Genomic DNA, 15,999 nt, shown 5'->3' with positions numbered 1-15,999 from the left:
AATGAAATTAATAGTAGGACTTGGGAACCCAGGTAGAGAATATGAATTAACAAGGCATAATATTGGATTTATGGCAATCGATGAACTTGCAAAACGTTGGAGTATTTCTTTGAATGAACAAAAGTTTAAAGGGGTATTTGGCGCAGGTTTTGTTAATGGGGAAAAAGTAATCTTACTAAAGCCACTTACATATATGAATTTATCTGGGGAAAGTATCCGTCCACTCATGGATTATTATAAAATTGATGTCGAGGACTTCATTGTTATGTACGATGATTTAGATATTCCTGTAGGTAAATTACGCCTTCGCATGAAAGGTAGTGCGGGTGGACATAATGGTGTGAAATCAACAATTTCACATTTAGGAACACAAGAATTTCAACGTATCCGCATGGGAATCGATCGTCCGAAAAATGGGATAAAAGTAGTGGATTACGTATTAGGACGTTTTACATCTGAAGAAATATCTGGCGTTAATCAATCCATTGAAAATGCAGCAGATGCATGTGAGGAATGGTTAAATAAACCTTTTCTCCAAATCATGAATACTTTTAATAGTTAAGCGCACAATCTGGAATATTTTATTTTGTTTTATCCCATACTAGTAGCAATTGGATATTTAGGAGGCTAGTATGGAAGGTTATTATTACTGTAGACATTGTGGAAGTAATGTGGGCTCCATTATCGCAGAAAAAGTATATAGCGACGTTTTGTTTCAACTAACAGAGCAAGAAGTAGTGGATATGATTCATTTTCATGAGAATGGAAATATATATATAAAAACGATTTGTGAATCGTGTCAAGAAACGCTCGCATCTTATCCTGAGTATTATGAATATGAAAAATTTCTGCAATAAAATGTTGTCGCTTTGGCGTGTCCAAAGCATTTTTCTGTTTTCTTTTTCCAAAATATTTGCATAAAATATAGTAACTTGCTCTTTATGTTGAGAGGAGTTTTGAAAATGATAGGTTTATTAGAGCAATTTTATAAAAATGAAGAAATACAATCGGTTATTAATGGGCTAGAAGATGGGTTGAAAGAACAACTTGTATCGGGTATGGCAACATCCTCTCGTTCATTATTAATGGCAGCTTTATATAAAAAGACAAAGCAATCACAACTTATCGTGACGCACAATTTATACCAAGCACAAAAAGTACATGAAGATTTAGTGGCGTTACTTGGTGAAAAAGATGTTTGGCTATATCCGGTAAATGAATTGATAGCATCGGAGGTTGGTGTTGCAAGTCCAGAATTGAAGGCACAGCGTATTGAAGTGTTAAATCGCTTAGCTGCAGGAGAGAATGGGATTATTGTAGCGCCAGTTGCAGGGCTGCGTAGGTTTTTACCAATAAAAGAATTATGGAAGCAAAGGCAAATTGAAATCAATCTAGGGCAAGAGATTGATTTAGATGCACTCTTGCATACTTTACATCATATTGGCTACGAGCGTAAGTCAATGGTAGAAGCTCCAGGAGAGTTCAGTTTACGCGGGGGAATATTAGATATTTACCCATTAACGGAAGAATTACCGTTTCGTATTGAATTCTTCGATACAGAAGTCGATTCTATTCGATTGTTTGATGTGGATGAACAGCGTTCTCAAGATAAAAAGGAAAGTGTTAAGTTCGGTCCAGCAACAGAGTTTTTATTTTCACAGGAAGAATTGAAATCGGGAATTAAGCATCTTGAAGAAGGTTTGACTAAGACGATGCAAAAGCTTTCCGATGATAAATTAAAGACTACTGTGCTTGAGACGGTTAGTCATGAAATTGAAATGTTGAAAAACGGGCAGAGTATAGAACAAATGTTTAAATATTTATCTATTTTCTATAAAGAACCTGCTAGTCTGATAGATTATTTACCAGAAAATGGTGTTGTAATTTTAGATGAGATTTCCCGTATTCAAGAAACAGCATCACATCTTGAAACAGAAGAAGCGGAATGGTATATCTCACTTCTTGGCGAAGGAACAATTATTCAGGATTTATCTTTCTCCCACTCGTTTGAGGAGTTTCTTCATAATAAAAAAAGAAGTTTTGTATATTTAACGTTATTCTTACGCCATATAGCACACACACATCCTCAAAATATTGTAAATGTGACATGTAAAACGATGCAAGATTTCCACGGACAGATGCATTTGTTAAAAACTGAAATTGATAGATGGAATGAAGGTAATTTTACGACCGTTGTGCTTGGAACAGATGATGAACGTGTAAAAAAACTACAACATATTTTAAGTGATTATGATATTGATGCAGACATTGTAGAGGCGACAGATATCTTATTGCCTGGAAGGTTACAAATTGCTGTAGGTGATTTACATGCAGGCTTTGAAATGCCGATGCAAAAGTTTGTTGTCATTACTGAAAAGGAGCTTTTTCATAAGAAGGTTAAAAAATCACAACGTAAGCAAAAGTTATCTAACGCTGAACGTATTAAAAGTTATTCGGAATTAAAAGTTGGAGACCATGTAGTTCATGTAAATCATGGTATAGGTAAATTTTTAGGTATTGAGACATTAGAGATTAATGGTGTTCATAAAGATTATTTAAATATTAAATATCAAGGTAATGATAAGTTATACGTTCCAATTGAACAAATTGATCAAGTGCAAAAATACGTAGGGTCTGAAGGTAAGGAACCAAAAGTTTATAAATTAGGCGGAAATGATTGGAAGAAGGTCAAAACGAAAGTTGAAAAATCTGTACAAGACATTGCAGATGACCTAATTAAATTATATGCCGAGCGTGAAGCTTCGAAAGGTTATGCATATACACCAGATACGGCAGAGCAACAAGAGTTTGAATCTTTATTCCCATATCAAGAGACAGAGGATCAATTACGTTCTATTGAAGAGATTAAGAAAGATATGGAACGCGGACGTCCGATGGATAGGCTTCTTTGTGGTGACGTAGGATATGGAAAGACGGAAGTAGCTATTCGTGCGGCATTTAAAGCAATTATGGATGAAAAACAAGTTGCGATTTTAGTACCAACAACAATCCTTGCACAACAACACTATGAAACAATTCGAGAGCGTTTTCAAGATTACCCGATTAATATAGGGTTACTAAGTAGATTCCGCACACGAAAACAACAAAATGAAACGATTAAAGGTTTAAAAGATGGAACGGTGGATATTGTAATCGGAACGCATCGTATTTTATCTAAAGATGTTACTTATAAAGATTTAGGACTTCTTATTATTGATGAAGAACAAAGATTCGGCGTTACACATAAAGAAAAAATTAAACAATTGAAAGCAAATGTTGACGTGTTAACATTAACGGCAACTCCGATTCCACGTACACTTCATATGTCTATGCTTGGTGTGCGCGATTTATCTGTTATTGAGACACCACCAGAGAATCGTTTCCCAGTACAAACATATGTAGTAGAGTATAATCCAGCGTTAATGCGAGAAGCGATAGAGCGAGAGTTAGCAAGAGGCGGTCAAATTTACTTCCTATATAACCGTGTGGAGGATATTGAAAGAAAAGCAGATGAAATTTCGATGTTAGTTCCAGATGCTCGTGTAACATACGCACATGGGAAAATGAATGAAGGTGAATTAGAGTCTGTTATGCTATCGTTTTTAGAAGGGCAGCATGATGTTCTTGTAAGTACAACAATTATTGAGACGGGTGTAGATATTCCGAATGTAAATACATTAATTGTATTTGATGCAGATCGTATGGGATTATCGCAGTTGTATCAGCTTCGTGGTCGTGTTGGGCGTTCTAATCGCGTCGCGTATGCATACTTTGCATACAAACGTGATAAAGTGTTATCGGAAGTTGCAGAGAGGCGTCTGCAAGCAATTAAAGAGTTTACAGAGCTTGGATCTGGTTTCAAAATTGCGATGAGAGACTTATCAATTCGTGGTGCGGGTAATTTGTTAGGGGCAGAACAACATGGATTTATTGATTCTGTCGGATTTGATCTATATTCTCAAATGTTAAAAGATGCAATTGAGCAACGTAGAGGAACAGACGGAGTTGAAAATACCGTTAATGTTGAAATTGATTTAGAAGTAGATGCGTATTTACCGGATGCGTACATTTCAGATAGTAAACAAAAAATTATGATGTATAAACAATTTAGAGGTATTTCTGCAATTGAAGATATTGAAGAGTTGCAGGAAGAGATGATCGACAGATTTGGTGATTATCCACAAGAAGTTGGTTATTTATTACAAATTGCAAACATTAAAGTGTTGGCGATGAAAGAAAAAATTGAGTTAATTAAGCAAAATAAATTTGAAGTAACATTCCTGTTTTCTGAACAAGCGAGCCAAAATATAGATGGTGGAAAATTATTCATGCTAGGAAGTAGTTTTGGCCGTATGATCGGTCTTGGTATGGAGGGGTCACAATTGAAAATTGTGATGAAAACGAATGGATTAGAGACGTCGAAATGGTTAACAATTGCTGAAAATTTATTAAAAGGCTTGCCAGATGTAAAAAAAGAAGTAATAAATGCCTAATATAAGATAAAAAATACAATTCGACGTGCATAGAAGAACTAATGTGTAAAATACTATGTTTAATAGTTGGTGATTTTTACATGAACAGGTAAATTCACCACTTTGATCATCAGTAGAAAGTGAGGCAGCATTAGAATGAAAGCAACTGGAATCGTACGTCGAATTGATGATTTAGGCAGGGTAGTAATTCCGAAGGAAATTCGTAGAACTTTACGTATTCGTGAGGGAGATCCACTAGAAATATTTGTTGATCGCGATGGAGAAGTGATTTTGAAAAAATATTCTCCAATTAGTGAACTAGGTAATTTTGCAAAGGAATATACGGAAGCTTTATACGATAGCTTAGGACATAATGTGCTTGTATGCGATCGTGATTCTATTATCGCAGTAGCAGGCGCATCTAAAAAAGAATACTTAAATAAAAGTGTTGGCGATTTAATTGAGAAGACAATGGAAGAGCGTAAGTCTGTAATTATGACAGATGAAAGCGAAATTTCAATTATTGATGGAGTAACAGAAAAAGTGAGCTCTTATACAATTGGCTCGATTATTGCAAATGGAGATCCAATCGGAGCTGTCGTTATCTTCTCTAAAGAGGCTATTATAAGTGAAGTAGAGCATAAATCAGTAAATACAGCTGCAAGCTTTTTAGCGAAACAAATGGAGCAGTAGCGAAGTGTAATTTCTATAAGTAGCAATCTTTCCTAATTATGATATTTCTATTTGAGAAATTAACTACTTGGAGATATAAGTATATTGAACGAAGGTAGCGCTTTGCTACCTTTTTTCATTGAATATTTTTGCTGTTGAAAGAAGTCAGTGAATGTAAGGAATATGAAGGAGAGCCAGTTTTTTCTTTGTGATATAATACGAGGGGTGAGAATAGAAAAAGGAGTTTTCTTGTATGGAAGCGAAGAAGTACCAAGCCTTTTGGCGTGGGGCTATTATATTAACAATCGCAAGTTTTGTTACGAAGGTATTAAGCGCTTTTTACCGTATTCCATATCAAAATATAGCGGGTGATGTTGGTTTTTATATTTACCAACAAATTTATCCGTTTTATGGATTTTGTTTGATTTTAGCTACTTATGGGTTTCCCATTATTATTTCAAAAATGGTCGCAGAAAGATTAGAACGAGGAAAACAAAAAGAAGCAGAAGAAATTATTTGTGTATCTTTTTGGTTTTTATTAGGAATTGGATTTATAGGGTTTTTCACATTATTCTTTGGGGCCGAAACAATTGCATCGGCTATGGGCGATATACATTTAGATAAATTATTACGTGTTATTTCGTTTTCATTCCTACTAATGCCATTTTTATCTGTAGCGAGAGGATATTTTCAAGGTTTCAATAATATGATGCCGACGGCTGTTTCGCAAGTAATTGAACAAACGATTCGTGTTTCTATTATTGTATTTTTATCACTATTCCTTATTGCTCATGGATTTGATTTATATACAGTTGGTGCGGGTGCCATGCTAGGTTCAATTGCAGGCGGGCTTATTGGGATTATCGTACTTTTACTTTATATGCGTCATGATTTCCATGCTATTTTCTTCAAAAGATGGAAGGGAATTAGAAATAAAAAAGGGATTGTTCGAATCCTTTTTTGGCAGGGATTAGCGATTTGTGTTAGTAATTTAGTCCTTATTTTTATACAAATGGCGGATTCTATTTCCTTGTATACTTTGCTTATTCGTGCGGGAGAGCAAGTTGAAAATGCAAAGGTACTAAAAGGTGTTTATGATAGAAGTATCCCGCTTATGCAATTAGGTACTGTTGTGACAACTTCTTTCTCATTGTCACTTATTCCTATTATTACAGCGGCGAAAGAAAGAGGAGATCTTTCATTTATTCAAGAAAAGGTAAAGTTAGCAATGAAAATAACATTTGTTATTGGATCTGCAGCTGCTATTGGATTAACTTGTATTATTCAACCTACAAATATTATGTTGTTTGAAAATAGTGATGGATCAGATGTGTTATCGATTTTATCTTTATCTATTTTATTTAGTTCATTGTCAATTACAACTGCTTCCATTTTGCAAGGAGTGGGACAAACATTAAAACCAGCAATATTCGTTGTATTTGGAGGTTGTTTGAAGTTAGTTTTAAACTATATATTAATGCCGTATTTTGGTGTAAAGGGAGCTGCAATTGCAACTTTAGTTGCGCTTATTGTAATTGCCTTGCTAAATAGTGTGTTACTTATGCGAGCTGTATCGGAGTCGCTTATTGATAGGCGGAATATGTTAGGTGTAGCTATTAGTGGTATCGGTATGGGGTTTGTATTAATAATCTTTATGCGTATGTTACGAATGTCCGGATTAGTAATTGATACAGGACATAGAGGAATTGCGACGCTTGAAGCGCTGTTAGGTGTAGCTATCGGTGGATTAGCATATATGTTTTTAATTTTAAAATTACGTGTATTTACAAAAGAAGAATTAGGAACCGTTATGAAACAAGAGAAAAAAGAAGGTTCATTGAAGAAGAGTGGATAGAGGTGACTGGTTGTGAGTGGAATCATTACTATTTTAGGATTAGGTGCTGGTGAGTTAGATCAGTTAACAATGGGTGTATATCGAAAGATAAAAGAAGCAGACCATATGTTTGTTAGAACGAAGGAGCACCCAGTTATAGAAGAATTGGAGAAAGAAGCTATAAAGTATACGGCCTTTGATAATGTATATGAGGCACATGATACATTTGAAATCGTATATGAAACAATTGCGAATACATTGCTAGAACAAGCTAAAGGCGCAGAAATTATTTATGCTGTTCCAGGTCATCCGCTTGTAGCAGAAAGAACAGTTCAGCTACTTTTGGAAAAAGGAGAAGCAGCAAATATTGAAGTGCGAATTGAAGGTGGACAAAGTTTCCTTGATCCGATGTTTGCAAGTCTAAAAATTGATCCGATTGAAGGGTTCCAATTAATTGATGCTACATCATTTGAAAGAGGACAATTAGAATTACGTCAACATTTAATCTTTTGCCAAGTGTATGATGCATTCGTTGCTTCAGATGTGAAGCTAACGTTAATGGAGATTTTTCCAGATGATTACGAAGTGTATATCGTAACAGCTGCAGGGACTTCATTCGAGCAAGTGAAAAAGGTATCGTTATACATGTTAGATCACGAAACAGAATTAAATAATTTAACGAGTGTGTATGTACCGCCAGTTAAGGAACGTGCGTCCTTATATCAGCAGTTTGATGTGCTTAGAGCAATTATTGCTGATCTTCGTGGACCGAATGGTTGCCCATGGGATAAAAAGCAAACTCATCAATCTTTAAAGAAATACTTAATTGAAGAAGCGTATGAAGTGCTAGAAGCAATTGATGAAGAGGATGATGATCATTTAGTAGAAGAACTAGGTGATATATTATTACAAGTTATGCTTCATGCCCAAATTGGAGAGGATGAAGGTTGGTTCTCTATAGATGATATTATTCGGACTTTAGCTGAGAAAATGGTTCGTCGTCATCCGCATGTGTTTGGGGATACGGATGTAAATAATGCTGATGAAGTGATTGCAAATTGGGAAGAAATTAAAAAACAAGAAAAGGGATTCGTGAAAGAATCTGTTTTAGCGGGTATTCCAAAAAGCTTGCCACAACTAATGCGTGCTTATGAAATTCAGAAGAAAGCTGGAAAGGTTGGATTTGATTGGGTTGATGTGCAGCCGATGATAGAGAAGGCCTTAGAAGAATGGCAAGAATTCCAACAAGAAGTTGTAAACATGGATGAGAAAAAGATGCTAGGTGAATTTGGTGATTTACTATTTGCATTTGTGAATATAGCTCGTCATTATAAATTAGATCCAGAAGAAGCGTTACGTTCAACTAATGAGAAATTTATGGATCGCTTTTTATACATGGAAGCAAAAGTAGCTGAAATGAATAAGGAAATGCAAGATTTATCATTAGAACAGTTAGATATTTTATGGGAAGAGGCAAAACAAACAGAGCGTTAATAGGGGGATTTGATATGCGTCTAGATAAATTTTTGAAAGTATCACGTTTAATTAAAAGAAGAACATTAGCAAAAGAAGTGTCTGACCAAGGAAGAATTTCGATTAATGGCCAAGTGGCAAAAGCGAGTTCAGATGTGAAGGTAGAGGATGAATTAACAATTCGTTTCGGGCAAAAAATAGTAACTGTGAAAGTAAATGAATTGAAAGAAACAACTAAAAAAGAAGATGCAGCAAACATGTATAGTCTCGTTCGTGAGGAAAAGGTGAAAGCGGAAGAAGGCTTGTTCTAAAATAGGTTAGCCCTTCATACATTACTATTAGCTAGTATAAAGCTATGGGGGGATTTTCGTGAATAATGGTTACTCACCTATGTCTTCTAATCAACAAAATGTTTCGGTAGAGCATGATATTATTATGCGTGGCAGGCGTGTAATTGATATTACCGGTGTAAAGCAGGTAGAGAGTTTTGATAGCGAAGAGTTTTTACTCGAGACTGTAATGGGTTTTTTAACAATTCGTGGTCAAAATTTGCAAATGAAGAATTTAGATGTAGAAAAGGGTATTGTATCAATTAAAGGGAAAGTTCATGAAATGCTGTATATTGATGAGAACCAAGGGGAGAAAACTAAAGGCTTCTTTAGTAAGCTGTTTAAATGAGCCTAACAATTCAGTTGTATACAATGCTTTCGATGATTGGAATGGGTGCTTGGATTGGTGCTTCTTTAGATACATACCAACGGTTTTTAAAGCGCCAAGAGCGTAAACGTTGGCTTGTATTTATACATGATATACTATTTTGGATTGTCCAAGCATTATTCGTTTTTTATGTATTACTGCGTGTAAATGAAGCCGAACTACGTATATATGTATTTTTGGCGTTACTATGTGGTTTTGCAGCATATCAAAGCTTATTGAAAGCACTATACATGAAGATGTTAAATTTTCTCATCTATATTTTTGTACAAACAACACAATTTTTTGTTCGAATTATACAGCTACTCATGATAAAACCTGTTATTATTATAGCACAGCTATTTATTGCATTTATATTATTCTTATTTCGTATACTGCTTTCAATTGGACATGTGTTATGGAAAATGGTGATTTGGATATTACTTTTCATATGGAAAGTTTTTTTCTCGCCTGTTCGGTTTATTGCTTCGCTCATATGGAAACTTCTCCCTAATCGTGTTAAACTTTTTATAATGAAGCATGTAGGGTTCCTGCAATATGTAGCAAAATTGAAGGGACATATCTTCCAATTATGGGTGCGTATAAAAAAGAAGTTAGGGGGACCTCGGAAATGAGGGAACTGAGACAAAGAACAATCGACAAACAGAGTCCAAATCCTGTTAAAGAACATATAATACAAACGGATGAGAACAGGAAGCGACTTTATCGCCGTTTAGCGGTTTTTCTTGTCTTTGCTTTTACAATTATTGCTAGTATTAGTGTGACGTTTTATCAACAAAACAGTTCCATTAAAGCAAAAGAAGCAAAAGTTAAGGACATGAAAAAAGAACTGGATTCATTAACGAAAAAAGAAAAGAATCTAAAAGATGAAGTTCAAAAGTTGAATGATGAAGAGTACGTTTTAAAGATTGCTAGAAGGGATTATTTCTTCTCCGGAAAAGGGGAGATAATTTTTCCTGTTTCTAAGTAGAGTATGTCTTATTGACACTGTATTTTAGGATTATATATAATAAAGTAAAATTTGACTTTTTAACCACTAAGGAGGAGCATTTTTTTTATGTCAATCGAGGTAGGCAGCAAGTTACAGGGTAAAGTAACAGGTATTACAAATTTTGGGGCTTTTGTGGAGCTGCCAGAAGGCTTAACAGGTCTTGTTCATATTAGTGAAGTTGCTGATAATTATGTGAAAGATATTAACGATCACTTAAAAGTAGGCGACCAAGTAGAAGTAAAAGTTATCAATGTTGAAAAAGATGGCAAAATTGGCCTATCTATTAAGAAAGCGAAAGAACGTGAAAAAACAGAAGGAGATCGTCCACGCGGTGAATACCAACGTGGTGGTGATCAACAACGTTCTGGACGTCCACAACGTAATAATCGTTCTTCCAACAGAGATAACCGCGGTGGCGGTAACGAACGAGCTCCAAAAGAAACATTTGAGCAAAAGATGGCACGCTTTTTAAAAGATAGTGAAGATCGTTTAACTTCTTTAAAGCGTAACACAGAATCTAAACGTGGTGGCCGTGGCGCACGTCGCGGATAATAAGTCCGTTTAATTCTTAACATATAGAGAGGTACCCAGAGTAATTACTCGGGTACTTTTTTATGTGAGAGAATATATTTTTAAAAAAGTTTTTGAGATGTATTGACTTTAAAATATATCTGATGTAATATACTAATTGTCCGTTAAATACGACGACATGGCGGTGTAGCTCAGCTGGCTAGAGCGTACGGTTCATACCCGTGAGGTCGGGGGTTCGATCCCCTCCGCCGCTATATTTAATTTAACGGCCCGTTGGTCAAGTGGTTAAGACACCGCCCTTTCACGGCGGTAACACGGGTTCGAATCCCGTACGGGTCATCTAAAAAGATCATGCAAATTTGCATGGTCTTTTTTTGTTAAATATAAATTAAGACGTACAATACTTCTACAAAATCACCTATATTTTCTGAAGATTCTTTCAACTCTCTTTAAATAAATTAAATACTATGTATATATGTAGATTTATTTCGAATAAAAAGTCGAACGATTATAAAAGTCAAAACTGTTGTTTTGACAAAAAAACCAATAATCATCTTTTATAATAACAGTAATTAAACTATGCAGGTGGTGTTAAAAATATGCCTAAAGCAGGAAGGAATACTATGAATACAAGTGCATTGGCGATGAATGAAAGTCAGCTTGGAACAATAAAGTGGACGAGTAAGTTGCGAATGAAGTTTGAAAAAGTTTTCTTTAGATGGGGATTCATTATTGCTGTTATTGGTTTTCTTTTGGGACGAGCATATATATTAACAAACATTTTACCGTTTGCATTGCCGTTTTTTGCTGCTGTTTATGTTATGAAGCGAGATAAAATGCCGCTCGCGTTCTTAGCCCTAATGGGGGGAGCACTTTCAGTTTCAATAGATAATTTATTTTTTACTTTTGCATCTATCTTTACCTTCTTTATTTATAATATCTTCTTTAGTCGGTTTACACGTAAAACTGTTGGACTTGTACCATTCCAAGTATTTATCTCCGCATTAACCGCACATTTAGTTGTTGTATATTTTGCACAGCAAACCGTCACCATGTATGATCTGCTCGTCAGTACGATCGAAGCGGGGCTTAGCTTCGTATTAACGATGATATTTTTACAAAGTGTTCCGCTTTTAGTGGAAAGGAAAGGGAAGCAACAAGCGTTAGAAACAGAAGAAATTGTTTGTTTAATTATATTACTAGCATCTGTTTTAACGGGCACAACGGATTGGTTTGTTTATGATGCTTCTATTCAACATATTTTCACTAGATATTTAGTATTAGTATTTGCCTTTATTGCAGGGGCAGCTACAGGGTCCACGGTAGGGGTTGTCACTGGGTTAATATTAAGTTTAGCAAATGTGGCGAGCTTGTCTCAACTTAGTCTCCTTGCCTTTTCAGGATTGCTTGGGGGATTGTTAAAAGAAGGGAAGCGTATAGGAGTTAGTTTAGGTTTATTAATTGGTACAAGCTTAATTACATTATATGTAGACAAGCAAACAAGTATTGTAACAACTTTAATTGAATCTGGTGTAGCGATTGTTTTCTTCTTATTAACACCGAAGCTTATTATGGATCGTATTGCTAAATTTATGCCGGGTACACAGGAACATTCACAGGATCAACAACAATATTTAAGAAGAGTGCGCGATGTTACAGCAAACAAAATCAATCAATTTGCTAATGTATTTGCTGCTTTGTCTAATAGCTTTTCTGTATACGGGTATGTGGAGGAGGAAGATAAAGAAACAGAAGCTGATTTATTTTTAAGTACAATTACTGCAAAAACATGTCAAACATGCTTTAAGAAGGATCAATGTTGGGTAGTTAATTTTGATAAAACATACGATTATATGAAACAAATAATGAGTGAAACAGAAGAAGGAACGCTGCAGCATAATCGGAAGTTAGTTCGTGAATGGGACAAGCATTGTGTGAGAGGGAAGAAAGTAACGGATTTAGTAGCGGGTGAATTAGATCACTTCTATGAGGGGCAGAAATTAAGAAAACAAATGAAGGAAAATCGTAGAATTGTAGCGGAGCAATTACTAGGTGTATCAAAAGTGATGGAGGATTTCGCTAAGGAGATACAACGAGAAAGAGAGAACCATCAAGCGCAGGAGGAGCAAATTTTACAAGCGTTTCGTGATTTTGGTGTCGAAGTGGAGCATGTTGATATTTATTGTTTAGATAGAGGAAGTATTGATATTGAAATGTTGATTCCGGCTGCATCTAATGAACATGGGGAATGTGAGAAGTTGGTTGCTCCAATGCTTTCAGATATTTTAAAAGAGAATATCGTCGTTAAGCATGAAGAGAAATCCTCATATCCAAATGGGCACAGTTTAATATCATTTGGTTCAGCGAAGACGTATTCTCTTGATACAGGATTGGCCACAGCTGCAAAAGGTGGTGGGTTTATTTCAGGTGATTCCTACGCGATGATGGATTTGAGCGTTGGTAAATATGCACTTGCGATTAGTGATGGTATGGGAAATGGACAAAGGGCTCATATGGAGAGTAGGGAAACGGTAAAATTATTACAAAAGATACTTCAATCAGGTATTGATGAAGAAATAGCGATTAAGTCCATCAATTCGATTCTTTCTTTAAGGACGACAGAGGAGATGTATACAACGCTTGACTTGGCTATGGTAGATTTGCGGGATGCGAGTGCGAAGTTTTTAAAGATTGGATCGACGCCGAGTTTTGTTAAACGCGGAAATAATATTTTGAAAATTGAGGCAAGTAATTTGCCGATGGGAATCATTGAAGATGTTGAAGTTGATGTGGTTGGTGAGCAATTAAAAACGGGTGATCTTCTTATCATGATGAGTGACGGCATCTTTGAGGGAGCGCAACATGTGGAGAATCACGAATTATGGATAAAACGTAAAATTAAAGAACTACAAACAGAGGACCCACAGGAAATCGCTGATATTATTATGGAAGAAGTAATTCGCTCTGGTGATGGTTATATAAATGATGATATGACTATTGTGGTGGCGAAAGTAAAGAAAAATATGCCGAAGTGGGCTACGATTCCAATAGTAGGAATGCAGGCGCAATAAAATAATCAAAAAACCTAGGTAGATGCCTAGGTTTTTTTGATTAAAAAGGTAATGTGATTACTTTATTAAATATACAGGAGGGATGTAAGATAAAAATATGGATTTTGTACATCTTTTTTTTGCACAATGTTTGTAAAAGTTGTACCATTATATACAAGGTAACTAATGTTGTTGTTCTTGTTTAATGAAAGGTGATTGCGAAGTTGAAAGATGCATTTGTTGAAAAAGTAGATGACTTTGTAAAGAAGCATGATGTATTAAAGAAACATTCAACAATTGTTGTAGGGGTTTCTGGTGGTCCTGACTCTTTGGCTCTTTTATATTATTTGTTAGAAAAAAGGGCAGAAAAACAGCTAGAAATTGTAGTAGCACATGTGGACCATATGTTTAGAGGTAATGAATCTTATGAGGATTTACAGTTTGTACAGGGTCTTTGCAAAGAGCTAGGAGTTATTTGTGAAACGCTAAGGATTAATGTGTCGCAATATCAACAGCAATATGGAATGAATGCACAAGTTGCAGCTAGAGAATGCAGATATGCATTTTTGGAAAGAATAATGAAGAAATATGATGCGAGATATGTAGCTCTTGGTCACCATGGAGATGATCAAGTAGAGACAATTTTAATGCGCCTTGTACGAGGGAGTACTCCGAAAGGATACGCAGGAATTGCAGTGAAGCGATCTTTTCATAATGGATATTTAATTAGGCCGTTACTTGGGGTAACTAAGGAAGAAATTGTTGATTACTGTAATAAATTAAAAGTTATTCCGCGTATAGATCCGAGTAATAAAAAAGAAGTATATACAAGGAATCGATTACGTAAATATGTCCTTCCTTATTTGAAAGAAGAAAATCCACAAATGCATGAGAAATTCCAAAAATTTAGCGTGCAGATGCAAGAGGATGAGGCTTATTTGCAGGAATTAGCTTTTGAGAAAATGAATAAAGTAATTACAAAAAAAAGCGATAAACAAATTAGCTTATCAATTCCTGCCTTTGAATCCATGTCTATGCCTTTACAAAGAAGAGGGATTCAACTAATATTAAACTATCTTTATGAATATAAGATTCCATCTTCGCTTTCTTCTATACATATTGACAAGGTGATTGAATTTTTTAAGCGGGCACAACCTTCAGGTTCACTAGATTTTCCAGGTGGTTTGAAAATTGTTCGCACATACGAAGAATGTGGTTTTGGATTTAAACAAGAAATTGTTTCTCCTTTTTCGCAAGATTTATCAGTACCTGGGACAATTATATTGCCGAATGGGGATAAACTTGTAACAGAGGTGAGCGAAGATATACCGAGTAACATGAATGAAACAGTATTTGTTGCTAAGTATAATGATATATCGTATCCACTTCGTATTCGGTCTAGGGAAAATGGAGATCGCATGTCAATGCAAGGTATGGATGGTACAAAAAAGATAAAAGCTGTTTTTATCGAAGCAAAAGTACCAAAAGAAAAAAGAGAAGAATGGCCGATCGTTTGTGACGCAAGTGGAAATATTATTTGGGTACCCTTGTTGAAACGATCTGCGTTTGCTACTTCGAAAGAGCTAGCAAAGAAGGGTAAATACATGATTATTCACTACAAAAGCAAGGAGTCTTCCGGGAGGATAATGAAATGATGAATCAAGATATCGAAAAAGTATTAATTTCTGAAGAACAAATACAAGAAAAGGTGCACGAACTAGGTGCAGTTATTGCAGAGGATTACAAAAATACAGTACCTCTTGCGATTGGTGTACTAAAGGGTGCAATGCCATTTATGGCAGATTTATTAAAGAGAACAGATACATATCTTGAAATGGATTTTATGGCTGTATCTAGCTACGGTCACTCTACAGTTTCGACAGGCGAAGTAAAAATCTTAAAAGATCTTGATACTTCGGTAGAAGGTCGCGATATTTTAATCGTTGAAGATATTATTGATAGCGGTCTTACACTAAGCTATTTAGTGGATCTGTTTAAATATCGTAAAGCGAAATCTGTAAAAATTGTTACTTTATTAGATAAGCCAACAGGCCGTAAGGTTGATCTGAAAGCAGATTATGTTGGATTTACTGTTCCTCATGAATTTGTTGTAGGATATGGATTAGATTATAAAGAGCAGTACCGTAATCTTCCTTATGTAGGAGTATTAAAACCAAGTGTTTACTCAAATTAATTAAATATAGGCGTTACAATTGTATAGGAAATTTTTTTTATGTTACGATTTACTATAGTGTTTATGCC

At 35.4% G+C, this 15,999-nt stretch carries 14 protein-coding genes and 2 tRNA genes; all 16 read left to right on the top strand.

The window, feature by feature from the left end; genetic code table 11:
• The first annotated feature begins 1 nt into the window (after nucleotide 1).
• The 16 genes from pth (at nucleotide 2) to hpt (ending at nucleotide 15,931) form a co-directional block, all read left to right on the top strand.
• Nucleotides 2-562 carry an aminoacyl-tRNA hydrolase gene (pth, locus tag B5P40_RS28300; protein WP_087943057.1) on the top strand — a complete coding sequence of 187 codons (561 nt, stop codon included), beginning with the start codon at nucleotides 2-4 and terminating at the stop codon, nucleotides 560-562.
• Between the two features lie 70 nt (nucleotides 563-632).
• Nucleotides 633-857, top strand: a complete 225-nt coding sequence (locus tag B5P40_RS28295; protein ID WP_002091576.1) for an anti-sigma-F factor Fin family protein — start codon at nucleotides 633-635, stop codon at nucleotides 855-857.
• A gap of 105 nt (nucleotides 858-962) precedes the next feature.
• Nucleotides 963-4,493, top strand: a complete 3,531-nt coding sequence (gene mfd, locus B5P40_RS28290) for a transcription-repair coupling factor (protein WP_002130216.1) — start codon at nucleotides 963-965, stop codon at nucleotides 4,491-4,493.
• Nucleotides 4,494-4,628: 135 nt separating this feature from the next.
• Nucleotides 4,629-5,165, top strand: coding sequence for a stage V sporulation protein T (spoVT, locus tag B5P40_RS28285; protein WP_002009670.1), 537 nt, complete (start codon nucleotides 4,629-4,631; stop codon nucleotides 5,163-5,165).
• A 232-nt stretch (nucleotides 5,166-5,397) separates the two neighbouring features.
• On the top strand, nucleotides 5,398-6,999 hold the full coding sequence (locus tag B5P40_RS28280) for a putative polysaccharide biosynthesis protein (protein WP_016127590.1): 1,602 nt from the start codon (nucleotides 5,398-5,400) through the stop codon (nucleotides 6,997-6,999).
• Between the two features lie 12 nt (nucleotides 7,000-7,011).
• Nucleotides 7,012-8,472, top strand: coding sequence for a bifunctional methyltransferase/pyrophosphohydrolase YabN (yabN, locus tag B5P40_RS28275; RefSeq protein WP_113710292.1), 1,461 nt, complete (start codon nucleotides 7,012-7,014; stop codon nucleotides 8,470-8,472).
• Between the two features lie 14 nt (nucleotides 8,473-8,486).
• Entirely contained in the window at nucleotides 8,487-8,762 is a 276-nt protein-coding gene (locus B5P40_RS28270) for an RNA-binding S4 domain-containing protein (RefSeq protein ID WP_002009677.1), read from the top strand.
• Nucleotides 8,763-8,841: 79 nt separating this feature from the next.
• The gene (gene yabP / locus B5P40_RS28265) at nucleotides 8,842-9,129 is read left to right on the top strand and encodes a sporulation protein YabP (RefSeq protein ID WP_003186823.1); all 288 of its coding nucleotides are present in this window, start codon (nucleotides 8,842-8,844) and stop codon (nucleotides 9,127-9,129) included.
• The gene (gene yabQ / locus B5P40_RS28260) at nucleotides 9,126-9,779 is read left to right on the top strand and encodes a spore cortex biosynthesis protein YabQ (RefSeq protein WP_002091573.1); all 654 of its coding nucleotides are present in this window, start codon (nucleotides 9,126-9,128) and stop codon (nucleotides 9,777-9,779) included. Before yabP ends, yabQ begins: the two co-directional genes overlap by 4 nt.
• Nucleotides 9,776-10,135 (top strand): cell division protein DivIC, encoded by a 360-nt coding sequence (gene divIC, locus B5P40_RS28255; protein WP_002091572.1) that lies wholly within the window; start codon nucleotides 9,776-9,778, stop codon nucleotides 10,133-10,135. Before yabQ ends, divIC begins: the two co-directional genes overlap by 4 nt.
• Before the next feature lie 87 nt (nucleotides 10,136-10,222).
• Nucleotides 10,223-10,708 carry a S1 domain-containing RNA-binding protein gene (locus B5P40_RS28250; RefSeq protein WP_002009683.1) on the top strand — a complete coding sequence of 162 codons (486 nt, stop codon included), beginning with the start codon at nucleotides 10,223-10,225 and terminating at the stop codon, nucleotides 10,706-10,708.
• Between the two features lie 159 nt (nucleotides 10,709-10,867).
• A tRNA-Met gene (locus B5P40_RS28245) sits at nucleotides 10,868-10,941 on the top strand.
• Between the two features lie 13 nt (nucleotides 10,942-10,954).
• Nucleotides 10,955-11,026: transfer RNA gene (locus B5P40_RS28240), tRNA-Glu, on the top strand.
• Nucleotides 11,027-11,286: 260 nt separating this feature from the next.
• On the top strand, nucleotides 11,287-13,758 hold the full coding sequence (spoIIE, locus tag B5P40_RS28235; protein ID WP_113710291.1) for a stage II sporulation protein E: 2,472 nt from the start codon (nucleotides 11,287-11,289) through the stop codon (nucleotides 13,756-13,758).
• A gap of 203 nt (nucleotides 13,759-13,961) precedes the next feature.
• A complete protein-coding gene (gene tilS / locus B5P40_RS28230; RefSeq protein WP_002191385.1) occupies nucleotides 13,962-15,392 on the top strand; it encodes a tRNA lysidine(34) synthetase TilS in 1,431 nt (476 codons plus the stop codon).
• Nucleotides 15,389-15,931: a hypoxanthine phosphoribosyltransferase gene (gene hpt / locus B5P40_RS28225; RefSeq protein WP_002124550.1), complete on the top strand. Its 543-nt coding sequence runs from the start codon at nucleotides 15,389-15,391 to the stop codon at nucleotides 15,929-15,931. The genes tilS and hpt overlap by 4 nt, the downstream gene beginning before the upstream one ends.
• The last annotated feature ends 68 nt before the right edge of the window (nucleotides 15,932-15,999 follow it).

Origin of the sequence: Bacillus sp. SRB_8 (assembly GCF_003264205.1) — a bacterium.
Taxonomy (GTDB): domain Bacteria; phylum Bacillota; class Bacilli; order Bacillales; family Bacillaceae_G; genus Bacillus_A; species Bacillus_A mycoides.
This window is presented reverse-complemented; position numbering and strand designations above follow the sequence as displayed.

Excerpts from the sequence above, each read along its gene's own strand:
- B5P40_RS28270 (WP_002009677.1), top strand. The coding sequence starts at position 8,487 with ATGCGTCTAGATAAATTTTTGAAAGTATCACGTTTAATTAAAAGAAGA.
- yabQ (WP_002091573.1), top strand. The coding sequence starts at position 9,126 with ATGAGCCTAACAATTCAGTTGTATACAATGCTTTCGATGATTGGAATG.
- B5P40_RS28250 (WP_002009683.1), top strand. The coding sequence starts at position 10,223 with ATGTCAATCGAGGTAGGCAGCAAGTTACAGGGTAAAGTAACAGGTATT.
- spoIIE (WP_113710291.1), top strand. The coding sequence starts at position 11,287 with ATGCCTAAAGCAGGAAGGAATACTATGAATACAAGTGCATTGGCGATG.
- spoVT (WP_002009670.1), top strand. The coding sequence starts at position 4,629 with ATGAAAGCAACTGGAATCGTACGTCGAATTGATGATTTAGGCAGGGTA.
- mfd (WP_002130216.1), top strand. The coding sequence starts at position 963 with ATGATAGGTTTATTAGAGCAATTTTATAAAAATGAAGAAATACAATCG.
- B5P40_RS28295 (WP_002091576.1), top strand. The coding sequence starts at position 633 with ATGGAAGGTTATTATTACTGTAGACATTGTGGAAGTAATGTGGGCTCC.
- pth (WP_087943057.1), top strand. The coding sequence starts at position 2 with ATGAAATTAATAGTAGGACTTGGGAACCCAGGTAGAGAATATGAATTA.
- divIC (WP_002091572.1), top strand. The coding sequence starts at position 9,776 with ATGAGGGAACTGAGACAAAGAACAATCGACAAACAGAGTCCAAATCCT.
- yabP (WP_003186823.1), top strand. The coding sequence starts at position 8,842 with ATGTCTTCTAATCAACAAAATGTTTCGGTAGAGCATGATATTATTATG.
- hpt (WP_002124550.1), top strand. The coding sequence starts at position 15,389 with ATGATGAATCAAGATATCGAAAAAGTATTAATTTCTGAAGAACAAATA.
- B5P40_RS28280 (WP_016127590.1), top strand. The coding sequence starts at position 5,398 with ATGGAAGCGAAGAAGTACCAAGCCTTTTGGCGTGGGGCTATTATATTA.